Raw genomic sequence first — 6,310 nt, 5'->3', positions numbered from 1 at the left:
CCGCTCCCCCCATGCCCCCCGTGCCACGGGTGTTCGCCCGCGAGCGCGAGGCCCAGCTGCGCGAGGGCCGCGATGTCGCCCGTACCGACCGAGCCGAATTCGTGGACCAGGGGGTACGCCCCCGATTCCAGCGCCTCGCACAGCGCCGTGACGACCGTCGGCCGCAGCCCGGCGCCGCCCGCGAGGAGCTGGTTGGCCCGTACGGCGAGCATGGCGCGTACCTCGCGGGCGGGCAGGGGCGCGCCGACCGCCCCGGCGTGGCTGCGCAGCAGCCGCAGTCCGTGGTCGGCGGCGGCGTCCGTGGGCACGGCCTCGCCGCGGTTGGCGCCGACGCCGGTGGACCGCCCGTACACCCGGCCCGAGGCGGCCAGCTCGCGGGCGACGTACCAGCTCTGTTCGACGCGCTTCATCGCGTCGGTCCCGGGTACGGGACGAGCGGCGCCTTCGGCCAGGCGTACGACGTCGGCGACCGGGAGGCTCTGTCCGTCCAGCACGACAAGAGTGGTCCGAGCAGGCGTTCCGGTCCGGTCGGCGCTCGGCGGGTCCGCCCTGTGGGACGACATCATGTGCGAACGCCTCCTCATGCTCTGCTCTGCTCCGCGGCCATCCGTAACCAGTGATTTACCTCGGGGCATTGACAATCTATTCAGCTACCGAGAACTCTGCATGACTATATGCAGCCAGGCAAGGGACGCGGGCAAGGGACTACTGATGATCAAATTCGACGCGGTGCACAAACGGTTCCCCAACGGCACCACGGCCGTCCACGACCTGACGCTGGAGCTGCCGGAGGGCGGCATCACCGTCCTCGTCGGCTCGTCCGGCTGCGGTAAGACGACCACGCTGCGCATGATCAACCGCATGGTCGACCCGACCTCGGGCACCATCCGGCTGGGCGGCAAGGACATCCGCGAGCAGGACGCCGCCGAGCTGCGGCGCGGTATCGGCTACGTGATCCAGCAGTCGGGCCTCTTCCCGCACCGTACGGTCCTCGACAACATCGCGACCGTGCCGCTGCTGCTCGGCTGGGGGCGCCGGAAGTCCCGCGCGCGGGCCGCCGAGCTGCTGGAGACGGTCGGGCTGACGGCGGAGGCGGGCCGGCGCTACCCGCACCAGCTCTCCGGCGGCCAGCAGCAGCGCGTAGGCGTGGCCAGGGCGCTGGCCGCCGACCCGCCGGTACTGCTGATGGACGAGCCGTTCGGCGCGGTCGACCCGGTCGTCCGGATCCAGCTCCAGGACGAGCTGCTCCGGCTCCAGCAGGAGCTGAACAAGACGATCGCGTTCGTCACGCACGACATCGACGAGGCGGTCAGGCTCGGCGACCGCATCGCCGTCTTCCGTACCGGCGGCCATCTGGTGCAGTGCGCGCCGCCCGCCGAGCTGCTGGCCCGCCCTGCCGACGACTTCGTCGCCGACTTCCTGGGCGCCGAGCGCGAGTTGAAGCTGCTGTCGCTGACGACGCTCGCGGACGTCCCCGTCCAGCCGGCCACGACCGTACGGACGGTACGGGACGACGCGCCGCCACCCCGGCCGGGCAGCGGCCCGCACCTGGTCGTCTCCGCGCGGAACGAGCCGCTGGGCTGGCTGGATCCGGACGCCGGAGCGGCCGGTCCGCCCTCGCCCGTACGGCCGTTGCGTGACACGGACTCGCTGCTGGCGGCGTTGAACGAGTCGATCGCCTCGCCGACCGGGCTGATCGCCAGGGTCGACGGCGCCGGTGTGCTCACCGGGGTGACCTCGCGGGAGGCGATCCACGAGCAGGCGGGGCGCAGACACCAGCAGGCAGCGCGGACGCAGCTCACCGCACAGAAGACGGCGCCCGCCACACAGAAGACGGCACAGAAAACGGCACAGAAAACGGCAATGGAGACTGCACCGGAGAACGGTCCGGAGAACGGCCTGGACACCACCCCCGCCCCCGGTGGGTCGGCCCCCGGCGGGTCGATATGACCGTCGACTGGTCCTGGCTCTCCGCTCACGCGGGCGATCTCACCACTCTCACCCTCAGCCATCTCCAGGCCGCGCTGACCGCCGTCCTGCTCGGCCTGCTGATCTCCCTGCCGCTGGCCGTCCTCGCCCACCGCGTCCGCCCGCTGCGCGGGCTGCTCCTCGGCATGTCGAACGTCCTGTTCACCATCCCCTCGATCGCGGTCTTCGTACTCCTGCTGCCCGTCTCGGGGCTGACCAGGACCACGACCGTGATCGGGCTGACGATCTACACCCTCGTCGTCCTGCTGCGGAACACCGTCGAGGGCCTCGACTCCGTGCCCGCCAAGGCCCGCGAAGCCGCCGTCGCCATGGGCACGCGCCCGCTGCGCACGCTCCTGACCGTGGAGCTGCCGCTCGCGCTGCCGGTGATCATGGCGGGGGTGCGGATCGCCACCGTCATGTCGATCTCGCTGGTCAGCGTCGCCACGTACATCGGTGACGGCGGGCTCGGCCAGCTGTTCACCGACGGCTTCCAGCGCGACTTCCCCACCCCGGTGGTGGCCGGGATCGTCCTGACCCTGCTGCTGGCGCTGGTCGCGGACGCGCTGCTGGTGACGGTGCAGTACGTACTGACGCCCTGGACGCGGCGTCCCAGGACGAGCGGGAGGGGCTGACCGCCATGTACGAACTCTTCAAGAACCTCGGCTCCTGGCTCGTCGCGGGCGAGCAGTGGACCGGCCCCGACGGCATCGGCCACCGCATCGCGGAACACCTCCAGTACTCCCTGCTCGCGACCCTCGTCGCCGCCGCCATCGCGCTCCCCGTCGGCCTGCTCATCGGCCATACGGGGCGGGGCGCGTTCGTCGCGATCAACCTCGCCTCCTTCGGCCGGGCGCTGCCGACGGTGGGGCTGGTCGTCCTGGTCTTCCTGGCCGGCGGGCTGTCGATGACGCCGGTGTACGTGGCGCTGGTCGCGCTGGCCGTGCCGTCCATCGTGACCAACACGTACGCCGGGATGACGGCCGTCGACCCGGAGGTCAAGGACGCGGCGCGCGGCCAGGGCATGCGCGGCCACCAGGTGCTGCTGCGGGTCGAGATCCCGCTCGCGCTCCCGCTGATCATGACCGGGCTGCGGCTCGCGCTGATCCAGGTGGTGGCGACGGCGACCATCGCCGCGTACGTCAGCTTCGGCGGACTCGGCCGGTACGTCTTCGACGGGCTGGCACAGCGCGACCTGGTGCAGGTGCTGGGCGGCGCGGTGCTGGTCGCGGCGGTGGCGGTCGTGCTGGACCTGGCGCTCTCGGGGCTCCAGCGCGTGCTGTTCCGGCACCGCCGCGCGGCGGTGTGAGCGCGTGCCGCCGCAGGAGCGCCGTGAGCGCCGTAACGCCCGCCCAGAAGGACGAAGCAAGGACGAAGCCATGAATGCGCAAGGTTCAGCAAGCTCCCCGAATTCAGCGAGTTCAGCAAGCTCCCCGAGTTCGACGAGTTCGACGAGTTCGACGAGTTCAGCGAGTTCGAGCAGTTCGCCGAAGCACTCCCCTCTCCCCCGCCGGGCGATACTCGGCGGACTGCTCGCCGCCGCCTCCGTACCCGCGCTCGCCGCGTGCGGCGGTGGCATCACCTCATTGGACGGCCAGGGCGGCGGCGGAGGAAACGGAGGCGGAGGCTCCAGCGCGAACGGCGTCACCATCGGCACCGCCAACTTCACCGAGAACCAGATCCTGGGCTACCTCTACGCCGCCGCTCTCGGCGCGGCGGGTGTGAAGACGAAGGTCCGCCCCAACCTCGGGACCCGCGAGATCCTCATCCCCGCCCTCAAGGGCGGCGACATCGACCTCCTCCCCGAATACCAGGGCGCGCTGCTCCACTACCTCTCACCGAAGGCCACGGCCACCGAGGAGGGCGCGATGCAGAACGCCCTCGCCGTCGCCCTCCCCGAAGGGCTCCAGATCCTCCCGTACGGCAGGGCCGAGGACTCGGACGCGTTCGCCGTCACCCGCGAGACCGCCGCCGAGTACGGGCTCGCGTCCCTCGCCGATCTGAAGAAGCAGAACGGCAAGCTGGTCATCGGAGCGGCGCCCGAGGTGAAGAAGCGGGTCGTGGGGGTCGTCGGGCTGAAGGAGGTGTACGGGGTCGAGTTCAAGGAGTTCAAGTCGCTCGACTCCTCGGGACCGCTGGTCAAGGGCGCGCTGAAGAAGGGCGATGTGGACGTCGCCAACCTCTTCACGACGGACACCGACATCGCCGCCGAGGGCTGGGTGGTCCTCACCGACCCGAAGAACCTCGTGCCGGGCCAGCACGTGGTCCCCCTGATCGCCGACCGCAAGGCCGACTCGGCGGTCCGCAAGGCGCTGGCCCGGCTGGGCGGGGCCCTCACGACGGAGGACCTCACCGAGCTGAACCGTCAGGTCGACAAGGACAAGAAGGACCCGGAGGACGTCGCGAACGCCTGGGCGGCGGCGCACGGCCTGGTGAAGAAGCGCTGAGCCGGGCCGTCGACCGCTGAGCCGGGCCGTCGGCCGCTGAGTACGTCGTCGACCGCCGAGTGCGTCGTAGGCCGCCGAGTCCGGGCGGGCCCCGGCCGCCGCGGCCGGGCGGGCTCAGCGGTCGACGGCCCGGTCCAGCCACTCGGACATGAGCGCGCGCTCGATGTCGGTGAGCATCGGGAGCCTGGGCACGACGGTCCGGAACGCGACGGCGGCAGCGGCGGTGCCGCCGCCGTCGTCGGCCGACGCGGCCCCGGAAACGACCCCGGAGGCAGCCCCGGAACCGGGCCCGGAACCGGCCTCGGCCCCGGGCCCGTCGGTGAGGATCGCCCGCGCCACCGCCTCGTACATCGCGTCGCCGAGGCCGGGGTCCCGGTCGTCCGGCCCCATGGCCAGCAGGGTGAGCACCGCGCCGGTGCCCGCGGCGTGGATCAGCTCGACGGCGCGGCGCTCCGAGACCCGGAGCCGACCGGTGGCCGCGACGCGTCGCACCCGGGCCCGCAGGACCTCGAGGCCGTCGGCCACAGCGGGTGAACGAGAGCTGCGGCCTGGCGTGTTGAGCAGGCCGAACAGCGCCGGGTTGGCGAGGCCGAAGCCGATATGCACGTCCCACCCCGCCCGCAGGTCGGCCACCGGGTCGTCGCCGTCCTCGGGGCACGCCTTGGCGGCGACATGAGCGGCGAAGACATGCTCCGCCACGGCGTCGAGCAGCCCCTCCTTGTCCCCGAACAACCGGTAGATCGTCGGCGCCTGCGCGCCCGCCGCCTGGGCGACGGCGCGCGTGGTGACGGCGCTCGCACCCTGCTCGCGCAGGAGCCTCGCCGCGACCTCCACGAGCGTCGCCCGTGTCTCTCGTCTGCCGACCTCACCGGAACCCGTCTCGACCATCATGTTCCAACGATAACGCATTTCCGCTAACGATGGTGTATCGTCGATATCGACATCGGGTTTCCATCGAAAACAGCGATGGTGACAGCACGATCGAGAGGTGCGACATGATCATCGTCACCGGGGCCCATGGGCGGCTCGGCTCCAGGACCGTACGGCGGCTGCTCGACCGGGTCCCCGCGGACCGGATCGGCGTGAGCGTGCGCGACACGGACGGCGCCGCCGACCTCGCCGCGCTCGGCGTCCGGGTACGGCGGGGCGACTTCGCGGACCCCGCATCGCTCTCCGAAGCGTTCGAGGGCGCCACCCAGGTGCTCGTCGTCTCGGCCCCCATCACGGGTCCGGTCGCGATCGCTCGTCACACGGCGGCGGCCGACGCGGCCGTCGCGGCCGGGGCCAAGCGCGTTCTGTACACGAGTCACCAGGGCGCGAGCCCCGATTCCCTCTTCGCCCCCATGCCTTCCCACGCCGCCACCGAGCGGTATCTGGCGGGGACGGGCACACCGTTCACGGCGCTGCGCAACGGGTATTACGCGAGCACCATCCCGCTCCTCCTCGGCCAGGCGCTGCGGACCGGCGAGCTGGTCGCCCCGGCCGACGGGCCGGTGTCGTGGACGGCACACGACGACCTGGCGGAAGCGACGGCGGTCATCCTGGCGGACGAAGGCCGGTTCGACGGCCCGACCCCACCGCTGACCGCACCGCACGCGCTGGACCTGGCGGGCATAGCCGGGATCCTCGGCGAGCTGACCGGGCGCACCATCCGCCGCGTCGTCGCCGACGACGCCGAGTGGGCGGCCGGCCTGGTCGGGAACGGAGTGCCGCAGGAGCGGGCGGACATGCTGCTGGGCATGTTCCACGCGTCCCGGCGCGGCGAGTTCGCCGCCACCGGCCCCGCCCTCACGGAGCTGCTGGGGCGGGACGCCACCCCGGTCCGCGCGGTCCTGGAAGAGGTGGTCGCCGCGGGCTGAGCGACTCCGGGGGGCGCGGCGACCACCTCTTCCAGG

The 6,310-nt window shown here is 72.2% G+C and carries 7 protein-coding genes; 5 read left to right on the top strand and 2 right to left on the bottom strand.

All coding sequences use genetic code 11. From position 1 onward, the window contains the following. On the bottom strand, positions 1 to 563 hold a 563-nt coding region (locus DVH02_RS30375; protein WP_158575959.1), incomplete at its 3' end, for an aromatic amino acid lyase. A 148-nt stretch (positions 564 to 711) separates the two neighbouring features. Between DVH02_RS30375 and DVH02_RS30370 the strand changes: the two genes are divergently transcribed. The 4 genes from DVH02_RS30370 (at position 712) to DVH02_RS30355 (ending at position 4,415) form a co-directional block, all read left to right on the top strand. Continuing rightward, a complete protein-coding gene (locus tag DVH02_RS30370) occupies positions 712 to 1,950 on the top strand; it encodes an ABC transporter ATP-binding protein (protein ID WP_114627064.1) in 1,239 nt (412 codons plus the stop codon). After that, on the top strand, positions 1,947 to 2,603 hold the full coding sequence (locus tag DVH02_RS30365) for an ABC transporter permease (RefSeq protein WP_114627063.1): 657 nt from the start codon (positions 1,947 to 1,949) through the stop codon (positions 2,601 to 2,603). The genes DVH02_RS30370 and DVH02_RS30365 overlap by 4 nt, the downstream gene beginning before the upstream one ends. A gap of 5 nt (positions 2,604 to 2,608) precedes the next feature. Continuing rightward, a complete protein-coding gene (locus DVH02_RS30360; protein ID WP_114627062.1) occupies positions 2,609 to 3,277 on the top strand; it encodes an ABC transporter permease in 669 nt (222 codons plus the stop codon). A gap of 70 nt (positions 3,278 to 3,347) precedes the next feature. Next, positions 3,348 to 4,415: an ABC transporter substrate-binding protein gene (locus DVH02_RS30355; RefSeq protein WP_114627061.1), complete on the top strand. Its 1,068-nt coding sequence runs from the start codon at positions 3,348 to 3,350 to the stop codon at positions 4,413 to 4,415. A gap of 114 nt (positions 4,416 to 4,529) precedes the next feature. On the opposite strand, the gene DVH02_RS30350 is transcribed toward DVH02_RS30355, so the two are convergent. Beyond that, positions 4,530 to 5,306: a TetR/AcrR family transcriptional regulator gene (locus DVH02_RS30350; protein WP_233518552.1), complete on the bottom strand. Its 777-nt coding sequence runs from the start codon at positions 5,304 to 5,306 to the stop codon at positions 4,530 to 4,532. Between the two features lie 104 nt (positions 5,307 to 5,410). Between DVH02_RS30350 and DVH02_RS30345 the strand changes: the two genes are divergently transcribed. Beyond that, positions 5,411 to 6,274 (top strand): NmrA family NAD(P)-binding protein, encoded by an 864-nt coding sequence (locus DVH02_RS30345; RefSeq protein WP_114627059.1) that lies wholly within the window; start codon positions 5,411 to 5,413, stop codon positions 6,272 to 6,274. The last annotated feature ends 36 nt before the right edge of the window (positions 6,275 to 6,310 follow it).

This window comes from Streptomyces corynorhini, assembly GCF_003346515.1.
Lineage (GTDB): Bacteria > Actinomycetota > Actinomycetes > Streptomycetales > Streptomycetaceae > Streptomyces > Streptomyces corynorhini.
Note: the sequence above shows the minus strand (reverse complement) of the source record. Positions and strands in the feature narration are given on the sequence as shown.

Excerpts from the sequence above, each read along its gene's own strand:
- DVH02_RS30365 (WP_114627063.1), top strand. The coding sequence starts at position 1,947 with ATGACCGTCGACTGGTCCTGGCTCTCCGCTCACGCGGGCGATCTCACC.
- DVH02_RS30370 (WP_114627064.1), top strand. The coding sequence starts at position 712 with ATGATCAAATTCGACGCGGTGCACAAACGGTTCCCCAACGGCACCACG.
- DVH02_RS30360 (WP_114627062.1), top strand. The coding sequence starts at position 2,609 with ATGTACGAACTCTTCAAGAACCTCGGCTCCTGGCTCGTCGCGGGCGAG.
- DVH02_RS30345 (WP_114627059.1), top strand. The coding sequence starts at position 5,411 with ATGATCATCGTCACCGGGGCCCATGGGCGGCTCGGCTCCAGGACCGTA.
- DVH02_RS30355 (WP_114627061.1), top strand. The coding sequence starts at position 3,348 with ATGAATGCGCAAGGTTCAGCAAGCTCCCCGAATTCAGCGAGTTCAGCA.
- DVH02_RS30350 (WP_233518552.1), bottom strand. The coding sequence starts at position 5,306 with ATGATGGTCGAGACGGGTTCCGGTGAGGTCGGCAGACGAGAGACACGG.